This is a genomic window from Thermobaculum sp. T2p (assembly GCF_059335935.1).
The window spans coordinates 38,818-57,781 of record NZ_JANZYQ010000004.1; the positions used below are offsets into that span (position 1 = coordinate 38,818).

At 48.5% G+C, this 18,964-nt stretch carries 17 protein-coding genes; 12 read left to right on the forward strand and 5 right to left on the reverse strand.

From position 1 onward, the window contains the following. The first annotated feature begins 3 nt into the window (after positions 1-3). The 10 genes from atpA (at position 4) to N2245_RS01630 (ending at position 9,339) form a co-directional block, all read left to right on the forward strand. Entirely contained in the window at positions 4-1,530 is a 1,527-nt protein-coding gene (gene atpA / locus N2245_RS01585; protein WP_494534980.1) for a F0F1 ATP synthase subunit alpha, read from the forward strand. Between the two features lie 64 nt (positions 1,531-1,594). After that, positions 1,595-2,470, forward strand: coding sequence for a F0F1 ATP synthase subunit gamma (locus N2245_RS01590; protein WP_494534981.1), 876 nt, complete (start codon positions 1,595-1,597; stop codon positions 2,468-2,470). Between the two features lie 40 nt (positions 2,471-2,510). Continuing rightward, a complete protein-coding gene (gene atpD, locus N2245_RS01595) occupies positions 2,511-3,926 on the forward strand; it encodes a F0F1 ATP synthase subunit beta (protein WP_012874021.1) in 1,416 nt (471 codons plus the stop codon). Between the two features lie 84 nt (positions 3,927-4,010). Next, positions 4,011-4,433 (forward strand): F0F1 ATP synthase subunit epsilon, encoded by a 423-nt coding sequence (locus N2245_RS01600; RefSeq protein ID WP_012874020.1) that lies wholly within the window; start codon positions 4,011-4,013, stop codon positions 4,431-4,433. Positions 4,434-4,557: 124 nt separating this feature from the next. Next, positions 4,558-5,571 (forward strand): rod shape-determining protein, encoded by a 1,014-nt coding sequence (locus N2245_RS01605; RefSeq protein WP_494534982.1) that lies wholly within the window; start codon positions 4,558-4,560, stop codon positions 5,569-5,571. Positions 5,572-5,610: 39 nt separating this feature from the next. After that, entirely contained in the window at positions 5,611-6,732 is a 1,122-nt protein-coding gene (gene rodA / locus N2245_RS01610) for a rod shape-determining protein RodA (RefSeq protein WP_494534983.1), read from the forward strand. A gap of 45 nt (positions 6,733-6,777) precedes the next feature. Then, positions 6,778-7,074, forward strand: a complete 297-nt coding sequence (gene gatC / locus N2245_RS01615) for an Asp-tRNA(Asn)/Glu-tRNA(Gln) amidotransferase subunit GatC (RefSeq protein ID WP_494534984.1) — start codon at positions 6,778-6,780, stop codon at positions 7,072-7,074. Continuing rightward, a complete protein-coding gene (gene gatA / locus N2245_RS01620; protein ID WP_494534985.1) occupies positions 7,064-8,548 on the forward strand; it encodes an Asp-tRNA(Asn)/Glu-tRNA(Gln) amidotransferase subunit GatA in 1,485 nt (494 codons plus the stop codon). Before gatC ends, gatA begins: the two co-directional genes overlap by 11 nt. 61 nt (positions 8,549-8,609) lie before the next feature. Next, a complete protein-coding gene (locus N2245_RS01625) occupies positions 8,610-9,026 on the forward strand; it encodes an FtsB family cell division protein (protein ID WP_494534986.1) in 417 nt (138 codons plus the stop codon). A gap of 4 nt (positions 9,027-9,030) precedes the next feature. Further along, positions 9,031-9,339 (forward strand): hypothetical protein, encoded by a 309-nt coding sequence (locus N2245_RS01630; RefSeq protein ID WP_494534987.1) that lies wholly within the window; start codon positions 9,031-9,033, stop codon positions 9,337-9,339. Positions 9,340-9,526: 187 nt separating this feature from the next. On the opposite strand, the gene eno is transcribed toward N2245_RS01630, so the two are convergent. Further along, the gene (gene eno, locus N2245_RS01635) at positions 9,527-10,822 is read right to left on the reverse strand and encodes a phosphopyruvate hydratase (protein ID WP_494534988.1); all 1,296 of its coding nucleotides are present in this window, start codon (positions 10,820-10,822) and stop codon (positions 9,527-9,529) included. Between the two features lie 119 nt (positions 10,823-10,941). Here eno and N2245_RS01640 point away from each other — a divergent pair, with 119 nt between their 5' ends. Then, complete coding sequence (locus N2245_RS01640) at positions 10,942-11,394, forward strand: CinA family protein (protein ID WP_494535056.1); 453 nt, start codon at positions 10,942-10,944, stop codon at positions 11,392-11,394. Positions 11,395-11,398: 4 nt separating this feature from the next. Here N2245_RS01640 and N2245_RS01645 read toward each other — a convergent pair whose 3' ends face one another. The 3 genes from N2245_RS01645 to gyrB form a co-directional block, all read right to left on the reverse strand. Then, a complete protein-coding gene (locus tag N2245_RS01645; protein WP_494534989.1) occupies positions 11,399-12,169 on the reverse strand; it encodes a gamma-glutamyl-gamma-aminobutyrate hydrolase family protein in 771 nt (256 codons plus the stop codon). Position 12,170: 1 nt separating this feature from the next. Beyond that, the gene (gene plsX / locus N2245_RS01650) at positions 12,171-13,187 is read right to left on the reverse strand and encodes a phosphate acyltransferase PlsX (RefSeq protein WP_494534990.1); all 1,017 of its coding nucleotides are present in this window, start codon (positions 13,185-13,187) and stop codon (positions 12,171-12,173) included. A 121-nt stretch (positions 13,188-13,308) separates the two neighbouring features. Next, positions 13,309-15,231, reverse strand: a complete 1,923-nt coding sequence (gene gyrB / locus N2245_RS01655) for a DNA topoisomerase (ATP-hydrolyzing) subunit B (RefSeq protein ID WP_494534991.1) — start codon at positions 15,229-15,231, stop codon at positions 13,309-13,311. A 340-nt stretch (positions 15,232-15,571) separates the two neighbouring features. Here gyrB and N2245_RS01660 point away from each other — a divergent pair, with 340 nt between their 5' ends. Continuing rightward, positions 15,572-16,483: a potassium channel family protein gene (locus N2245_RS01660; protein ID WP_494535057.1), complete on the forward strand. Its 912-nt coding sequence runs from the start codon at positions 15,572-15,574 to the stop codon at positions 16,481-16,483. 42 nt (positions 16,484-16,525) lie between these two features. Here N2245_RS01660 and N2245_RS01665 read toward each other — a convergent pair whose 3' ends face one another. Then, complete coding sequence (locus tag N2245_RS01665; RefSeq protein ID WP_494534992.1) at positions 16,526-18,961, reverse strand: adenosylcobalamin-dependent ribonucleoside-diphosphate reductase; 2,436 nt, start codon at positions 18,959-18,961, stop codon at positions 16,526-16,528. Positions 18,962-18,964 lie beyond the last annotated feature (3 nt).

The following is an 18,964-nucleotide window of genomic DNA, read 5'->3' on the forward strand; positions in this document are numbered from 1 at the left end:
GTCATGGCAATCAAAACAGAAGAAATAGCTGAAATAATCAAAAAACAGATAGAGTCCTTTGGTCAGCCTGTAGTCACCGCTGAAGTAGGTACGGTAGTCGAGGTTGGTGATGGTATAGCCAGAGCATATGGGCTTAGCGGTGTAAAGGCTTCTGAGTTGGTTCAATTTGAAACTGGCGTATATGGTCTTGCACTTAACCTTGAGGAAGATAACGTAGGTATAGTAATTCTGGGACCATATACTGATATCGAGGAAGGGCAGCAAGTCAGATCTACAGGACGGGTGGTGGACGTTCCTGTGGGCGATGAGCTTATAGGGAGAGTCGTCAATCCCCTAGGGGAGCCTATAGACGGCAAAGGCCCTATCAACGCTACCAAGCGCAGGGTGATCGAAAGGATAGCCCCTGGTGTAGTTGCCAGAAAATCAGTTGATACACCGGTACAGACAGGTATCAAGGCTATAGACTCCATGATTCCCATAGGTAGGGGACAAAGAGAGCTAATCATCGGCGATAGGCAGACAGGTAAGAGCGCGATTGCTATCGATACCATCATTAACCAGAAGGGTAAGGATCTAATCTGTATATATGTGGCAATAGGGCAGAAGACTTCCAAGGTTGCTCAAGTGGTAGCTACTCTCGAAGAGTACGGCGCTATGGAACATACCATAGTGGTCGCAGCCAACGCCGATGATCCTGCTTCCCTGCAGTACATAGCTCCATATGCTGGTTGTGCTATGGGTGAAGAATTCATGGAGCAGGGAAGAGATGCACTAGTGGTTTACGACGACCTTTCCAAGCACGCTGCCGCCTATCGCGAGATAAGCCTGCTCCTGAGGAGACCGCCTGGGAGAGAGGCTTACCCTGGTGATGTGTTCTACTTGCATTCTCGCTTGCTAGAGCGTGCTGCTCGTCTGAACGACGAGTACGGTGGTGGTAGCCTGACAGCCCTGCCTATTATTGAAACTCAAGCAAACGACGTATCTGCTTACATCCCTACAAACGTTATCTCGATCACCGATGGTCAGATATACCTCGAGAGTGACCTGTTCTATGCTGGTATCAGGCCAGCTATTAACGTGGGTCTATCAGTCTCGAGGGTAGGTGGCGCTGCTCAGACTAAGGCAATGCGCCAGGTGGCCGGTAAGCTGAGATTGGATCTAGCACAGTTCAGAAGCTTGGCGGCGTTTGCTCAATTTGGCTCAGATCTTGATAAGGCGACAAGGGCGCAATTGGAGAGAGGTCAAAGGCTAACTGAAGTCCTGAAACAGCCACAGTACTCTCCTGTGCCTCTAGAGCGACAAGTAATGATCATATTCGCGGCCACAAACGGATACCTGGATGATATACCTGTTGACAGCGTCCGCGATTTCGAAAACAGATTCTATGAGTACATGGACTCCGTCCACCCAGAGATAGGTCAGGAAATAGCTGATAAAAAGGCTCTTAGCGATGAGCTCACTGAGAAGCTGCAAGCTGCTATTGAGGAGTTCAAACAAGGATATACTCCACAGCAGTCCGCGCCAGCATAGTATACACGAGAACTAGAGATAGGGTTGCCACCAGTTATCTGGTGGCAACCCCTGGAGGTGTCTTGTGCCTAGCACTAGGGAAATAAGACGTAGGATACGTAGCATCAGAAATACAGCTCAGATAACTCGTGCGATGGAAATGGTTGCCGCCTCTAGGATGAGGAGGGCTCAGCAGGCTGTGACAGCATCGAGGCCTTTTTCAGAAAAGATAAGGCACGTGCTGGCTGACCTAGGTGCCTCCACTGGGGGTGGTGATTCAGTAATGCATCCACTCTTGGAAAGGCGTCCTGAGAACCGAGTTACGCTGATACTTATGACTTCCGATAGAGGGCTTGCTGGTAGCTTCAACACGAACATAATAAGAACAGCTATCAACTTCATATTGGATAGGCAAGATCAGCAGGTTTCTGTAATAGCTGTTGGTCGTAAGGGACGCGATTATATGGTACGCCGCAGGAGAGATCTTAAGGCTGAATTTAGTAACATAGGAGATTTGCCCGGACTAGAAGTTATAACCCCTGTGGCTTATATGGTGATGGATGAATTTACATCGGGACAGACAGATGCGGTCTATCTCGCATATACTGAGTACATAAGTACGCTCAACCAGCGACCAACACTCCTGAAGATACTACCAATAGAACCTCCAGAGGTAGAGGAAGGAAGATCAAATAAAGTCCCTGATTACATCTTTGAACCTAATCCTGCTATGCTTTTGAAGGCCCTCCTTCCCAGATACGTAGAGGTACAGTTGTACCAGGCTCTACTCGAGAGTAAGGCTAGCGAACATTCAGCGCGTATGGTCGCTATGAGAAATGCCACAGACAACGCGAATGAATTGGTAGACGAATTGACTTTGACTTATAACAAGCTAAGGCAAGCTAACATCACCAAAGAAATCATTGAGATAGCTAGCGGTGCGGCCGCTCTTGAAGGTTAATTAGTTTTTTCAGTCGTAAATTTGGGGGTGAAAGACTCAAATGGCAGTGCAAGCGAAAGCTAAAGGTAGAATAGTCCAGATAACAGGTCCTGTGGTAGATGTGGAGTTTCCAGATGGCAATCTGCCCGAGATACTTAATGCGGTCAGAGTCGAGAGAGAAGACGGTGAGCCAGTAGTTCTAGAAGTGCAGGCGCATCTTGGAAACGACTGGGTAAGGTGCGTTTCCATGCGTAGCACAGATGGCCTATATAGAGGCATGGAAGCTATCGATACAGGTGAGCCCATAGCTGTTCCTGTTGGCCCCGCTACCTTGGGCAGGATATTCGACGTTCTTGGCCAACCGGTAGACGAAAAAGGTCCGGTCAATGCTGATGAGAGGTGGCCCATCCACAGACCAGCTCCAGAATTCGAGGAGCAATCAACTGAGGCGGAAGTATTCGAGACTGGCCTTAAGGTTATAGACCTGATAGCTCCGTTCACACGAGGTGGTAAGACCGGTGTGTTCGGTGGGGCCGGTGTGGGCAAGACCGTTATCATCATGGAGCTCATCAACAACGTTGCCAAGCAGCACTCAGGTGTGTCGGTCTTTGCTGGTGTTGGTGAGCGTACTAGGGAAGGTACCCAGCTTTACGAGGAGATGACTGAGTCCGGAGTGCTTGGCTCTACAGTGCTTGTCTTTGGGCAGATGAATGAGCCGCCCGGAGCTAGGTTAAGGGTAGGACTGACGGGACTAACCATGGCCGAGTACTTCCGGGATGTAGAGGGCAGAGACGTGCTTCTGTTCATGGATAATATCTTCCGCTTCGTGCAAGCAGGATCTGAGGTATCAGCGTTGTTGGGTAGAATGCCCTCGGCAGTAGGTTACCAGCCAACCCTAGCTACAGAGATGGGACAGCTTCAGGAACGAATTACATCTACCAAGAGAGGAGCTATTACCAGTGTGCAGGCTGTGTATGTGCCTGCAGACGACTACACAGATCCTGCTCCTGCAACGACCTTCGCGCATTTGGACGCAACCATAGCTCTTGAAAGATCTATCGCGGAGCGTGGTATATATCCAGCCGTGGACCCACTAGCCTCTACGAGCCGTATCCTTGACCCTCGTATCGTGGGCGAGGAGCACTACGAAGTAGCAAGAGGTGTGCAGAGGGTTCTCCAGCGTTATAAGGACCTTCAAGATATTATCGCCATTCTAGGTGTTGAAGAGCTCTCTGATGAGGATAAGCTAATAGTTGCGAGAGCACGTAAGATCGAGAGGTTCCTCTCCCAGCCAATGTTTGTTGCTGAGCAGTTCACAGGCCGTCCTGGTCAATACGTGAGACGAGAAGATACCGTTAGAGGCTTCAAGGAGATCTTGGAAGGTAAGTATGACGATCTTCCTGAGCAAGCGTTCTATATGGTAGGTACCATCGAGCAAGCTGTGGAACAGGCCGAGAGGATGGCAAGAGAGTCCTAATGGGTTTATTGAGGGTGAGGGGCAGGAGAAACCTGCCCCTTTATTGTGAATGTGAGAACAATTACAGGGCGGAGGTATTATTGTATGCCGCTGCATCTAGAAGTGGTAACCGCAGAAAGAGTAGTTTTCTCCGATGATGTGGATATGGTCGTGGCCACTGGGTTGGAAGGCGCTTTAGGTATATTGCCTAAGCATGCCCCGCTAATGGCTGTGCTGGATGTGGGACCCCTCAAGTACAGAAAGGGCAATCAGGAAGATGAGATAGCTATAGGCGGGGGCTTCATGGAAGTGCTCAACGATCGTGTCACTGTGCTGGCTGATACCGCCGAACGCTCAGAAGAGATAGATATCGCTAGGGCCGAGGAAGCTCAGCAGCGGGCGCAAAGGCTCTTGGCAGAGAGACCCTCGGCTGAAACTAGAGCAGCCATGGATTTGGCCCTACGTAGAGCACAAGTTCGTCTAAAGGTCGCTAGGAGGCGCCGTAGAACTGGTCAACCTATACCCTAAAAATGCCGTTGTGCTACCGCTATAATTTTCATGACTATATAGTCTCGATCCCGTAGATTCGGCCCTACGGGATCGAGATTTTATGCCTATTAGTAATGCGAAGCTGTCTAGTGGAGGATAAGGCTTGGTATTCTCAAAGCGCATAGGAATAGACTTGGGAACGGCTAATGTGCTGGTTTACGTCAAGGGCAGAGGCATAGTTATCAAGGAGCCTTCTGTAGTTGCGGTGAGTACTAAAGATGGCTCCATAAAGGCAGTTGGGGCGGAAGCAAGAGATATGCTTGGTAGAACGCCAGAAACCATCGAAGTCGTGCGGCCTATGAAAGATGGTGTGATAGCTGATTACGTCATTACCGAGGAGATGCTCAGACACTTCATAGGTAAGGCTGCCGGTAGATTCTCTCTGGGCGGTCCAGAAGTAATGGTGTGTGTGCCTGGCGGGGTTACCACGGTTGAGATGCGTGCAGTCAGGGATGCTGCCCTAAATGCTGGGGCCAAACATGCTTGGCTTATCAGAGAGCCTTTAGCTGCGGCCCTGGGTGCAGGTATACCGGTATCTGCGCCTAGCGGCAATATGGTCATAGACATAGGTGGGGGTACAACCGAAGTTGCAGTTATTTCTCTCAATGGTATAGTAGTGGGCAACTCCGTGCGCCTTGGGGGCAATCACATAGACGAAGAGATCATGAACTATATGAAACGCAGCTATGGACTAATAATTGGCGATCGCACTGCAGAAGAGATCAAGATTGAGATCGGAAGTGCAGTGCCTCTCCCGGAGGAAGAAAAGAAGACTATGAATGTCAAGGGAAGGGATCAGGTTACTGGCCTGCCAAGAACGGTAACTGTAACCTCAGATGAGATAACGGAAGCTATTGCTGAGCCACTAGATAGTATAGTCAATGCTGTCTTAGTCGTCCTCGAGGAGACTCCACCGGAGTTGATGTCCGACATAATCGACAAGGGAATGGTGCTAGCCGGTGGAGGTGCGTTGCTAAGAGGTATGGATAAGCTTCTGGCTGAAAGAACCGGGATTCCTTGTTGCATAGCTGAGAATCCCCTGGATTGTGTTGCTATTGGAACTGGTATAGCTCTTGAGCATCTGGATGTTCTCCGTGATAGCCTGATAGAGGACTAATATACATCTTTCCCACGTAATTAGTAAGGAGAGTTGCCTTTGAGCTCTCGCGAGGAGATAACAACTCCTTGGTGGCGTAAATTCGACTGGGTGCTTTTGTTATGTACCTTGGCTCTTAGCTCTTTTGGGCTTGTAATGATCTATAGTGCTACCAGCGATCCGGGGCCGCTAACTCTAAATCCCCTGGTGATCAGACAGTTCATATACCTGCTAGTTGGTTTGCTCTTTATGAGCATAATGTCGACCATAGATTATAGATTCCTGCTCAACTGGAAATGGGTAATATACGGCCTAGTGCTTTTTCTGCTCGCTTTAGTGTTTGTTATAGGTCATACGGCATATGGATCGACCAGGTGGATAGATCTAGGCCCGTTCCCATTACAACCTAGCGAATTGGCCAAGCTGCTAATGGTTCTAGTGTTATCAGGATATCTTTATGAGAAGAAAAGAGGTGAGCGGGAGCTAAAGCGCTTGATAATCTCCATATGTATTATTGCTCCCCCAACAGCCTTGGTATTCCTGCAGCCAGATTTAGGTACCTCGATGGTGTTGGGTGCAGCATGGGTATGTTTAGTATTGTTTGGAGGCATACCCCTAAAATACCTGGTAAGGCTTTTCCTGCTCTCGATTCCGCTTGCTGCGATTGGTGCCCGTTTCCTACTTAAGCCCTACCAGATTGAGCGTATAGCTATATTCCTGAGACCAGAGGATAACCCTTTTGGCTCTGGCTATAACATTATCCAGGCGACCATCAGTGTAGGATCTGGTGGTTTTTGGGGACAAGGTTTCATGAGTGGATCTCAAAGTCAGCTGCACTACCTGAGAGTACAACACACAGATTTTATAGCGTCTGTGATTGGAGAAGAATTTGGATTCATTGGTATGATCGCGCTGCTAGTAGTTTATAGTCTACTTCTTTGGCGTATCATAAGGATAGCCTCCAAAGCCAGAGACAAATACGGTGAGTTGATAGCTGCAGGTATAGCCGCGATCATACTATTTCAGGTCTTCGTAAACATCGGCATGAATATACAGCTAATGCCTGTAACAGGTATTCCTCTTCCATTCATATCGTATGGCGGTAGCTCTCTGGTTACTTTGCTCACTGCAGAAGGGATACTTCAAAGCATCATACTTAGACATAAGAAAGTTAACTTGTAAGACTGGTATAATTTGCTTGTCAAAAACGAAGTCTAAGGAAGATATATGGGGCTTAGTCGAGAACAGGTGTTACACATCTCTAAATTGGCTCGCTTGGGCCTTACAGATGCTGAAGTAGATCTTTTTCGCGAACAACTTTCCTCAATAATTGAGCATGTAAATAAGCTTTCTGAGCTAGATACAGAAGCTATTCCTCCTACTGCTCAAGTGATTGAGCTTCTAGATGTCTTTGCTAAGGATGAGCCCTCAACTAGCTACTCCACGGATGAGATGTTGGCTAACGCACCAGAAAAAGAAGAAAACTGCTTCAAAGTTATAACGGTGTTGGGGTATGAGACATAGAGATAATAGAGATTTGGTGGATCTGAGTATTAGGGAGCTTAGAAAGCTTCTTGATAATAAGCATGTAAGCTCTGTAGAACTTACAGAAGCTTACCTTAGAAGAATAGAGCAAGTCGATCCTCAGATCAGATCTTACCTAACTGTTACTGCGGACTTGGCTCTTCAGCAAGCCCGAGAGGCAGATAAAAGGCTGGCTTCTGGGGAGAAATCCCCTCTGCTAGGTATCCCCATGGCCCTAAAGGACATTATATCTACAAAGGGTATAAAGACCACTTGTGGGTCTAGGATGCTTGAGAACTATATACCTCCGTATGATGCCACGGTTTACGAAAAGCTATGCACTGCTGGCTGTGTGTTGTTAGGCAAGCTGAATATGGATGAGTTCGCCATGGGGAGCAGCACTGAGAACTCTGCTTATGGTCCTACGAAAAACCCTTGGGATCTTACAACTGTTCCCGGCGGTAGCAGCGGAGGTTCCGCCTCGGCGGTTGCGGCAGGTGAGGCGGCTTTTACCCTAGGTTCGGATACTGGCGGAAGTGTCAGGCAACCAGCTGCGCTTTGTGGTGTAGTGGGACTCAAACCCACGTATGGCAGAGTATCTCGCTATGGTCTTGTGGCTTTTGCCAGTTCTCTTGATCAGATAGGTCCTATCACAAGGACGGTAGAAGATCTGGCCGATGTGTTACAGGTAATAGCTGGTTATGACCCTAAGGATTCTACTAGCGTTCCGATAGATGTTCCTCAGTATGGGGATGCATTGAGTGAGGATATTAGAGGTATAAGAATCGGAGTTCCAAAGGAATACTTTGTTGAAGGCATGGAGCCTGGAGTAGAAAGGGCTGTAAGAGAGGCCATAGACAAGCTTGAATCATTAGGTGCTGAAATAGTAGATATATCTCTACCTAGCACTGATTACGCTCTGGCTACATACTATATTATTGCCCCTGCTGAGGCATCATCGAACTTGAGCAGGTATACAGGAGTGGAGTATGGGCATAGAGCTCATGACTCTGAAGACATAATCGATATGTATATGAAGACTAGAGAGGAAGGCTTTGGCCCTGAGGTTAAGAGGCGTATCATGCTGGGTACTTATGTACTATCTGCTGGTTACTATGATGCCTATTACCTCAAAGCTCAGAAGGTGCGAACTATTATTAAGTCAGAGTTCGATGCGGCGTTCAAGGAATGTGATGTTATAGCAACTCCTACAAGTCCTACAGTAGCCTTCAAGCTTGGATCCAAGTTACAGAACCCGCTATCCATGTACCTATCTGACCTGTTTACGATTCCCGCTAACATGGCTGGAATACCGGGCTTAAGCATCCCCTGTGGGTTCAGTGATGATCTACCAGTAGGACTCCAGCTTCTTGGTAAGGCTTTTGATGAGTCTATACTACTAAAGGTAGGTTATGCCTACCAACAGAATACTGAGTGGCACCTGAAGCGTCCGCGGATCCTGGCTTACTCATAGGTTGATACTTGTCTCTTTCCCTGTTTACACTAGGTTATACAAAGAAAGGGGAAGTCTGGGATTGCTGAACCTAGACCTAATAAGAGATAGACGTTCTCAGATTGCCAGATTAGTCCTTCTGCTCTGTGCTGCTTACTTTGCTTTGGCCTTTGTTGCACAAGCTTGGAAGGCTAGAACCCTGAATCAGGTTCTGGTTCAAGAGAGGGCCAAATTAGAACAGCAGGAAGCTAGGAATAAGGAGCTTCAAGAACAACTGGAAATGCTGTCTGGGAAGGAGTACTCAGTATATGTAGAAAGAGTGGCAAGAGAAAAGCTAGGTATGGTGAAACCAGGCGATATTCCAGTCTTTGTAGTTCCGAACCCACAAGCACCTAAACGGCAACAAAAGGTGCTAACTACAGGTGAAGAACAAGCTGGTACGAGCGAACGATCTGACATACCTGTATGGCGACAGTGGGTTTCTGTACTCTTAAAGTAAGCTTATGACAGCTGTTACAGATCTGCTGCTGGTTTTAGCTCCTCTGATATCTCTTGTAGGCGGCATAATCCTGATTTTTTGTGGGGCTAGATACCTCTTGGGTTATCGTAAACTTATATTGGATCTAGAGATAGCTAACAACAATGCGGCTCTTGCTACCTGTATACTAGGAGTGTCATTCGCCGGCCTTGGCTTGACTTACATACTTACTTCAGGATCGGTGGGGCATGACCTGTTGTACCTTTTGTGGCTAGCAATGGCCTTGTTGGCAGGTATATTGACTTTCTATATCTCAGGTAACAGCCACCAATAGGTGCTCTATTAGTTCACCTTAGGCGGATCTGAGCCAACTCTGTTTTTAGTATTAGTAAATGCTACGACTTCTAACTTTGCTTGGTCTTTTGTAATGATGCTAGTTTTGGAGAAGGATCGTACACCAGTAAATAAGAGGCCACCAATTGGTGGCCTCTTATTACGAGATTCCCTAATACCGTGGCGGTCTAGCGAGACAGTAAATCCTTCCTTCGAAGAGCAGACCATCCGGCGTAAATAGCATCATCACCAAGCTCGTGCTCAATTCGGAGCAGGCGATTATACTTGGCTGTTCTTTCACCTCTAGCAGGTGCTCCAGTCTTGATTTGTCCTGTCCCAAGAGCTACTGCTAGATCAGCTATAGTCGTATCTTCAGTTTCTCCGCTACGATGAGACATTACAGCAGTCCAGCCAGCTTTATGGGCAAGCTCCACGGCTTCTATAGTCTCGGTAAGGGTACCTATCTGGTTGGGTTTGATCAACACACTATTAGCAGCTCTGCGAGTTATCCCTTCCCTGATGCGATCTGTATTAGTTACGAAAAGGTCATCTCCGACTAGTTGCACACTGTTACCTATGGCTTCAGTGAGCTGTGTCCAGCCCTCCCAATCATCCTCAGCAAGTCCGTCTTCTATTGAGACTATAGGGTATTGTCTTATCCACTCCTGCCAGAAGTCTACCATTTCAGAACTAGTGAGCACTTCGCCCTCTTTCTTGAGGTGGTACTGTCCACCTTGATACAGCTCTGTAGCTGCGGGATCCAGGGCTATAACTATTTGCTCTCCAGGAGTGTATCCGGCGTTCTCTATCGCCCTAAGAACAGCCTCTATAGCGGCTTTGTTGGAGTCCAGCGAAGGAGCAAAGCCGCCCTCATCGCCTATGTTAGTGTTGAAACCTCTGTTATCAAGGTCCTTCTTGAGGGCATGATACACTTCAGAACCCCACCTCAGCGCTTCCGAGAAGGAGGAAGCTCCAATGGGCATGATCATGAATTCCTGCATGTCAGTGCTATTGTCAGCGTGCTTACCACCATTGAGGATATTCATCATGGGTACTGGAAGGGTTCTGGCTATGGCACCTCCAAGATACATATATAGAGGCAAATTAAGATCTGCTGCCATAGCATGTGCAAATGCAAGGCTAACGCCAAGAATAGCATTAGCACCTAGATTGGATTTGTTGGGGGTACCGTCCAGCTCTAGTAGTATTTGGTCTAGTTCTCTTTGAGAGTTAACGTTCTCTCCTAGTATGCTCTCGGCTATGACTTCGTTCACGTTAGATACAGCTTTAAGTACCCCCTTGCCACCAAAGCGATTCGGATCTTTATCGCGTAGCTCTATGGCCTCGTGTGCGCCAGTGGATGCGCCTGATGGGACTGCAGCTGTGCCATAGGCACCACTGTCAAGGACTACGGTTACTTGAATAGTTGGATTACCTCTGGAATCCAAGATCTCTAGTGCGTACAAGTCATCTATTACTGCCATGGATCTCCTTCCTAATTTTGATGATTTCTGGTATTACACTGAGAGTCCAGTGTAATGGGGAGGTAAGATACACGCAAGATATGGATAATTTAGTATCTCTTGCTTTTCAAGTTTACCGAATGATTGGGAATTTGACCCTCTCTGTAGCTGAGAGTTGTACTGGAGGATCGCTGGCTTCGTCTATAGTGTCGATTCCAGGTAGTTCCAGGTTTTTTCTTGGTGGTGTTGTAGCTTATTCAAACGACACAAAGATTGGAATACTTGGTGTTTCGGAGCGTACAATTCGTATCCATGGTGCTGTTTCCTCAGCTTGTGCGCTTGAGATGGCTGATAACGTAAGAAGACTTATAGGTACAGATATCGCTCTATCGACTACTGGGATAGCCGGACCTGAAGGAGGAACCGAAGAAAAACCAGTAGGTTTGGTGTACGTAGCGATATCTGCTCCTGAGGGATCCTGGTATATCCGAAGGATTTGGCAAGGCACACGAGCTCAGAATATAGCATCTACTAATGCTGCAGCATTGAGCTTACTAATAGAGTATTTGGCTCAGAAAATAAATCCAGACTAGCAAGCTAATCTTGGACTAAAGCACCCACTATTCCATCGGGACCATCCCTATTAGCTTGGAAGGCAGCTTCCCTGATGAATGACTCAAACAGACGCCTTGCCCATGAGTGTTCCTCCCATAGCTCTTCAGGATGACATTGGATACCTACTATCCAAGAGTTGCTCTCATCCTCAACGGCCTCTATTATCCCATCCTCGCTCCAGCCTGTAACAGTCAGTCCTTTGCCTACTTCTTTTATGGCTTGATGATGCATAGAATTCACTGGAATCTCTTTCTCTAAGATGCTTCTATAAAGCCTTGTACCTTCTTGTATCGACATTTTGTGGGTGATGTAATTTCTTTTCCCAGTTTTGGTTGATAGCCTGTGATCTAAGCCTGTGGGGTTTTGAGCTTCTAGATCCTGATAGAGCGTTCCACCATACGCTACGTTCAAGATTTGTATGCCCCGGCATATGGCTAGCAAGGGTTTATTATCCTCGCGTGCCCATCTTATAAGTGCTAGCTCGAGCTCGTCTCGATATTCCTCGACATCTCCTAGTTCGGGAATAGGACTCTCACCATACCTTTGCGGTGCTACATCTCCTCCGCCCATAAGGAGTATCCCATTCATTCTTTCGTATGCTTGACGTAGTGTATGTTCATCCAGCAGTGGTAACCCTACTGGCACGCCTCCTGCAGCTTTAATGGCTCTAAAGTATTGGAGCCCACCATAGAATCGAGGAGTTCTATCCTTGCTTGAGTCAAGAGAGAGTGCTAACCCAATTATTACTGACATATCATAAGTCCTGCTGAAATCTATCCTCACCCGTAGTTATTATATGACTCTCACCTATCAGCTTGGGTATTTTGTGAGAGGCTGCTTCATGCGCTAGCCTGATAGCGTTTTTTATAGCCTTGGCGTTAGAACGTCCATGGGCTATGAAGACGTTCCCCCTGACTCCGAGTAATGGGGCACCACCATATTCTGCGTAATCGAGCTTTTGGGCGACCTTTCTAAAAGCTCTCTGAAGTAGTAATGCACCCACCTTGTTCAGTATGCCAGATGTTATCTCTTCTCTTATAATACTGACTAGGTCCTCAGCGACACCCTCTACAGTTTTCAGGACCACGTTCCCGGTAAATCCATCCGTTACTATGACATGTACCGTGCCCTTGGTAACATCTCTGCCCTCTACATTACCCTGGAAATTCAGGTGAGAAGCCTTAAGTAGTTTGTGAGCCTGTAGAGTGAGCCTGTTGCCCTTAGTATCCTCTTCTCCGTTGCTAAGTAGTCCCACTTTAGGGTTGCTAACCCTCATAACTTCTCTGGCATAGATGCTGCCCATGAAGGCGAATTGCAGGAGATGTATAGGTTCAGGATCTACATTGGCTCCCGCATCTATAAGTAGCACAGGTCCCTCCTTGCCGGGAATTATAGTGCCTATGGCAGGTCGGTCTATGCCTGTGCATCTTCCAAGTACGAATAGAGAAGCAGCCATCACAGCTCCAGAATTACCAGCTGAAACAAAGGCATCTGCGTTGCCGCTCTTGAGTAGCTCCAAGCCCCGTACGATACTCGAATCTTTCTTCTTTCTTACCGCCGTTGCAGGGTGTTCGTCCATCGCTATGGTCTCGGATGTGTGTACTATCTCTATGTGTCTCTGGAAAGTCCTGTTACTCAGAAGTGGAGCTATGACATCCTGATTTCCAACTAGGGTTATATCAATACCCAGTTCGTTTGATGCCCTGATGGCTCCCTCGATCACCTCCTCGGGTGCTTTATCACCGCCCATGGCATCGACAGCTACTCGCAAGTATATAGTCCTCCTAAAATGAAAATTTTTCTAACGCTATTATCCAGCTTGAGATGCTAAATAAGAATAGCCCACCAAAACATTCTAGGTGGGCTATCCATTTCCTCTATAGGCTTAGTTTCTATATATCTAGATTTCTTACGCTCTTGGCGTGGGACTGTATGAACCTCTTGCGGGGTGCTACATTAGAGCCCATAAGCATGTCAAACAACTCATCTGCCTCCACAGCGTCCTCAATCGTGACCTGCATAACAGTCCTGGTGCTTGGGTCCATAGTAGTTTCCCAAAGCTGTTCTGGATTCATCTCTCCTAGACCCTTGTACCTTTGTATGACCGCCCTGGATCTATTACCGTTTAGACTAGCCAGGATCCTATCTCTCTCCTCATCTGAGTACACGAAGTACTTCTCTTTTCCTACCTGTATCTTGTATAGCGGAGGCATAGCTATATACAGGTGTCCATTCTTGATAAGATCTGGCATATGCCTGAAAAAGAATGTAAGTAGCAGGGTCCGGATGTGTGCACCGTCCACATCAGCATCGGTCATTAGGAATACCCGATGATACCTTAGCTTCGATATATCAAAAGAGTCTCCTATACCAGTTCCAAGAGCTGTAATTAAAGCCTTTATCTCAGCACTAGACAACATCTTGTCCAGCCTTGCCTTCTCGACGTTGAGGATCTTACCTCTAAGTGGAAGTATTGCCTGGAATCTTCTATCTCTACCCTGCTTAGCAGAACCTCCAGCTGAGTCCCCCTCGACTATATAGAGCTCGGAATGCCTTGGATCCCTCTCAGAGCAATCGGCAAGCTTGCCGGGCAGAGTCATGCCATCCAAGGCTCCTTTGCGAACCACTAGATCTCTTGCCTTTCTGGCAGCCTCTCTTGCACGAGCTGCAGTTATTGCCTTCTCGATTATCCTCTTAGCATCCGAGGGGTTCTCATCAAAGTAGCTAGATAGGCCGTCCCTTACTATGCTCGAGACTACTTTTTCCGCCTCGGCTGTTCCTAGCTTGCTTTTGGTTTGTCCTTCAAACTGAGGATCCGGTAGCTTGACGCTGACTACGGCCGTAAGACCTTCACGTGCATCCTCACCTGTAAGTTTTGGATCAGAATCTTTAAGTAGACCGTTCTTGACTGCATAATCGTTTAGCGTGCGGGTTAGAGCGGTCCTAAAACCGGTCAGGTGAGTACCGCCATCGACCGTGTTAATGTTATTTGCAAAGGTATGTAAGGATTCATTGAAGCCGTCGGTATACTGAATAGCTACCTCAACGTCGATCCCATTGAGCTGTTTATGTATGTAAATTGGCTTCTCAGAGAGGACATTACGATTTTTGTTTAGATGCCTTACAAAGGAAACTATACCTCCTTCAAAATAGAACGTAAGCTCTCTGTCCTCCCTATCGTCGATGAATGTGATCTTGAGTCCTTTGTTGAGATAAGCTATCTCACGAAATCTCTGTGCAAGCGTGTCAAACTGGTAGTCGAGAGTGCTAAATATAGTGGCATCTGGCTTGAATGTTATGGTGGTACCCGTCTTGTCTGTTTCGCCGATGATCTCTACTGGTGTTGTTGGCACACCACGCTGGTAACCTTGCCTCCAAATCTTACCCTCGCGATGCACCTCTGCGATTAGATATTCGGACAAAGCGTTGACTACAGAAGCCCCAACACCATGTAAGCCACCGGAAACCTTGTACCCCCCGCTGCCAAATTTGCCACCGGCATGCAGGACAGTCATTACCACTTCCAGAGCTGATTTCTGCAATTTGCTATGAATACCGACTGGTATACCTCTACCGTTGTCCTTGACGGTTACTGATTTATCTCTATGAATACGGACCTCTATAAAATCACAATAACCCGCCATAGCCTCATCTACGCTGTTATCCACGATCTCGTAGATGAGATGGTGCAGACCGCGCACATCGGTACTGCCGATGTACATACCAGGTCGCTTGCGGACGGCTTCTAGCCCTTCAAGCACCTGGATTGAGTCGGCGGTATAATTGGTTATGATTTTCTCTTCCGACTGAGCCAAGGATTCACCCCCGTAGGTGATTTCAGTTTGAGGTTGCTGGAAACCCTAGGTACTACCTTAGATTTTATCATATTTAATGATAAGCTTGCTTGATTGGCCTTCCTTGTTAATGCAACTTTGATGGTTATTTAGAATGCTTATGGAAGTCTTTAGCATTGTTTTAGGCGTTTGTATTGTCCTGCTTGCGATAACCGATATAGTACTCACAGTGCTGCATATACAAGGGCGCAGTCTAATAGAATGGTTGTTTACGCGATCTTTGTGGTCTCTGCTAAGAGCGATTGCCTCTCCACTTCCTGGGAGAGCTAAGCATCGCGTGCTTTCATGGGGCTTTCCCCTGATGATTGCTGGGCTGATTGGGATTTGGGTATGTCTTCTTATAGTGGGCTATTGTCTTATATACTGGCCTTTCATTTCTAACAATGTTTATTTCTCTCAAACTCAGTATCATCAGGGTTTTTGGGAGGCTCTATATTTCAGTGGTGTCACACTAGTGACAATAGGCTATGGGGATATTCATCCACGTTCTACGCTATTGGGTTTTGTAGCAGTCACAGAAGGCTTCAGTGGTTTTATTGTAATTACGATGTCTGTTACCTTCCTGTTATCTGTATATCCCAGCTTGCTCAAGAAGAGCAGCCTTGCTTCAGCTCTCAATAGGGAAGTTGAGGGAGATATATCTGCTGTTCCTATGATTGCTAGATACATAGATGCAGGTAGTCTTGAAGCTTTGTACACAAGAATTACAGACATCAACAAGGATCTACTAGAAGTAATTGAAGCTCACAGGGTACACAGTGCTTTGTATTACGCTCACCCTTTAGAGCCTGATAGAAGCTTGGTAAGGATACTTCTCATAATAAGAGGAATCATAACCGCCTTGCGCTTCGGTTTGTATGACCATTCTAGGAAGGCTGGGAAACTTTGGAATGATCCGAGAATATTGGTACTTGAAGATTCATTTACATATGCATTAGCTATGTTTGCTGGGTCCGTGTATGTGGCTTCTAGGCAGTCAGATTACTCTGAAGGAGAGGTGAAAGAGTATCTGAGAAAGGATTATAGATCATTGAGACGCAGATTATATGAGATCGGCCTTGTACCTTCTGTAGATGATGGTGCAGAGGAAGAATATGTTCGATTCAGACTAAGTGTAGATCCATATATAAATGCGTACAGAGAACATTCCGGATACACTACGAGCGAAGTGGAGAGTAAATTAGAGTTAGCTGCTCACCCATTGAAGAAATAGTTTTGGGAGGAGCTAACCGCTCCTCCCAAAACGGGGTCTTATCTAACACTCGGAGTAACCACAAGTGTAACACTTCTTACAACCTTCTTGGGCTATGAGGCTATTGCAACCACAGCTGGGACATAGATTACCCGTCAATTGATAAGTCTTCTCGAGTAACTTTTGAGCTATGCTCTCTGGGGTTTCCTCTACATGATTACCATTTTGGGCTACGACTGCTACTAGCTCTTTGCTCTCGACATTAGTATGCCCATTTCCATTTCCGTTGCTTAGGGCTATACCTTCAGATTGTAGGTGCTTGAGTAATGCCTGCCCGACCGCGTCAGGTAGGCTCTTGACCTGGCCTGGACCAAAACCTACAGATCTAGAGCCTCCTATGCCCCTCAGCTGATCAGCTATCTCGGCGGCGCGCTCGTTAGGGGACATTGGCGACGGCATCTGCAGCGCAAAGGATATCAGCCTGCCGAGGGCCTCGGCCATCGCCGCTATGTCCGACCCCGCCTTGCCCAGGTTGATGAACACCTCCAGCAGCCCCTCGTCGTCCGAGTTGAGGGTGATGTTCACCTTCCCCTCGGGAGCGCGTATCTGCCTGGTGTAGCCCGAGACGACGTCGGGCCTCTTCTTGAGTGTGGATCTATGTACTTCTGGATGCGATGCTTTGGGGGCTTCCTGAGACTTCTCCCCTTTCTCCTTGGGCTTGGTGTCCACGGCCTCCAGCACTGCATCTCGAGATCCCTGCCTGTAGTAGGTTATGCCCTTGCACCCTGTGTCGTAGGCCAGCATGTAGAGCCTCTCCACGTCCTCCACGGTGTTGGTCTCGGGGCCGTTGACCGTCTTGGAGATGGAGGAGTCCGTGTACTTTTGCACCAGCGCCTGGATGCGGATGTGCTCCTCCGGGGTGAGGTCGGCCGAAGAGACGAAGTAGTCGGGCAGAGGCTCTCCAGGATGAGCGTCCATCCACTGCTGAGCCAGGGGATGGTACAGCAGGTGCTCTCCCAGCCGGTCGCGCCTCTTAGTGACGAACGCGAACACGGGCTCTATTCCAGAGTTGACGCCCGCCAGGGACGAGGTCGTGCCGGTTGGAGCTTGTGTTAGGAGCACGGCGTTGCGGATGCCCTGCCTGCGGATCTTCTCCTGTATCTCCTCCGGCAGCTCGCGGATGAACTCTCCTTGCATATACTTGTCGCGATCGAACTTGGGGAACGGCCCCTTCTCGGCCGCCAGGTCCGCGGAGGCATCGTAGGCTGCGTCCCGGATCGTGCGGTAGATGCGCTCCACCAAGGGCTCCGCCTCGGGCGAGCCGTACTTTACTCCCAACTTGATCAGTACGTCCGCCAGACCCATAGTGCCCAGGCCCGTGCGCCTGGCCCCGTACTTTTGGGCCTCCTCATTCTCTGGGAAGGGGTACACCGTGGCGTCTATGACGTTATCCAGGAACCTGATGGCTACCCTAGCGGTGTCCGCCAGATCCTCAAAGTCAAAGTAGGTGTCTCCATCTATGTGCTTGACAAAGGCCAGGAGGTTGAGGGCTCCCAGGTTGCAGACGCCCCAGGGAGGCAGCCCCTGCTCGCCACACGGGTTGACGCAGCGGATGTTCTCGAAGTACCAGGTGTTGGAGCGCTTGTTGTAGCGATCTATGAACACCAAGCCAGGCTCCGCGTACGCCCAGGCCGATTCCGCGATCTTCCTCCATAGATCCCGCGCCCTTATGGTCTTCCAGACCTTGCCCTGCCACTTGAGATCCCAAGGCAGATCTTTCTTGACGGCCTCCATGAAGGCGTCGGATACTGCCACCGAAAGGTTAGCATGGTCTATATGCCCAGGGTGCTTGCGCTTGTACTCCACGAACTCCTCGATATCGGGGTGATCGTCATCGAGCATGATCATCAGGGCGCCCCGGCGGCTGCCCCCCTGGATGATCACCTTCCCCGTCATGTCTGAGTACAGGATCGCCCAGGAACATGGCCCGCTGGAAGTACCGTTGACGGTCTTGATGTAAGCTCCGCGTGGGCGCAGGCTCGAGAGGTTTACCCCCACTCCCCCAGAGCGACGCATTATATGCGCTGCAGTGGTTATGTTCTTGAATATACCTTCCACCGAGTCCTCTGGTGAGGGAATAACGAAGCAGTTGTAATAGGTTACCTCGGCCCCGGAGCCCGCGCCAGAGAGGATCCTGCCTCCCGGCACGAACCTGAAGCCCTGCAGGATATCGTAGAACCGGAGCGTCCACTCCCGCCGCGCCTCCTCCGTGGGCTCCACGGCGGCTATGGCCTTGGCCACTCGGAGCCACATCTCCTCGGGGTAATGTTCCAGGGGAGTACCGTTAGGGTCCTTACGAGCGTACCTGTCCAGAAAGATCTTCTCGCGATAGCCCTCCAGCCGCGTGGCCCTACCGGAGTCGATCAGGGCCTGCACTTCTCGTTCAAGGTCCTCTATAGTGTTTATGCCGCTTGTATCTATGTATGTTGTCCCACTCAATTT